Annotated in this window: 1 protein-coding gene; it reads left to right on the top strand. The window is 63.2% G+C overall.

The window, feature by feature from the left end:
• Positions 1-1352, top strand: a 1352-nt coding sequence (locus A1355_RS08590; protein WP_157197805.1) for an amino acid adenylation domain-containing protein, incomplete at both ends; no start/stop codon positions are given.

The following is a 1352-nucleotide window of genomic DNA, read 5'->3' as shown; positions in this document are numbered from 1 at the left end:
CGAGCAAAGCCAGCTTGCCGACTGGAATTCAACAGCGAGAGCTTATCCGTCAGGCCTGATTCACGAGCTGATCAGCCAACGTGCCGCGATGCAACCGGAGGCGATTGCTCTGGGCTTCGGCGCGCAAACTATGAGTTACGGCGAACTGGAGAGCCGCGCCAACCGCTTGGCGCATTACCTGATAGGCCTGGGTGTCGGTCCGGAGACCCCGGTCGGCATTGCTATCGAACGCTCCTTCGAACTGGTGGTCGGCCTGCTGGCCGTCGTCAAGGCCGGTGGCGCCTATGTACCGCTGGACCCGGACTACCCCGCGGATCGACTGGCGTACATGATCGAAGACTCCGGCATCGGCTTGTTGCTCAGCCACGGTGCCGTGTGGCCCAAGTTTCAGAGCCTTTGCAGTACGCGGCACCCTGAAGGGCATCAATGCGTAGCCTACGATCTGGATGAACTGGACTTGAACAGTCAACCGGATATCGCGCCCAGCACAAGACTGCATCCGGAAAGCCCGGCCTACATCATCTACACCTCCGGTTCCACCGGTCGGCCCAAAGGCGCGGCCAACAGCCACGCAGCCCTGGCCAACCGGCTGCACTGGATGCAGGAAGCTTATCCGATCGGCCCCGGCGACAGCGTGTTGCAAAAAACCCCATTCAGCTTTGACGTCTCGGTGTGGGAATTCTTTTGGCCGCTGCTGACCGGCGCCCGTCTGGCGATTGCCGAACCCGGCGCGCATCGCGACCCGGCGGCGTTGACCCAACTCATGTTGAACCACCGCGTCAGCACTTTGCATTTCGTGCCGTCCATGTTGGCCGAATACGTCAACCAGCCCGAGCTGCCGGCGTTCCCCGCGTTGAAACGCATCGTCTGCAGTGGCGAAGCCTTGTCGGCGGAACTCCAACAGCGGGTCTTCCAGCGTTTGCCCGGCGTCGAGCTCGACAACCTGTATGGCCCCACCGAAGCCGCGATCGACGTCACCCACTGGACCTGCCGCGCCGATGGCGGACCCAGCGTGCCGATCGGCCAACCGATTGCCAACAGCCAAATCCACATTCTGGATGCCGACCTCAACCCGCTACCGGCGGGTGTCGCCGGCGAACTGTACATCGGTGGCCTTGGCTTGGCGCGTGGCTACCATCGCCGCCCCGGCCTGACCGCCGAACGCTTCATACCCGACCCGTTCGGCAGCGGCCGCCGCCTATACCGCACCGGCGACCGGGCCAAGTGGCGCAGTGACGGCGTCATCGAATACCTGGGTCGCCTGGATCATCAGATCAAACTGCGCGGCCTGCGCATTGAGCTGGGCGAAATCGAAGCGGCATTACTGGCGCAAACCGGCATAACCGAAGCCG

Source organism: Methylomonas koyamae, assembly GCF_001644025.1.
GTDB classification, from domain to species: domain Bacteria; phylum Pseudomonadota; class Gammaproteobacteria; order Methylococcales; family Methylomonadaceae; genus Methylomonas; species Methylomonas koyamae_A.
Note: the sequence above shows the minus strand (reverse complement) of the source record. Positions and strands in the feature narration are given on the sequence as shown.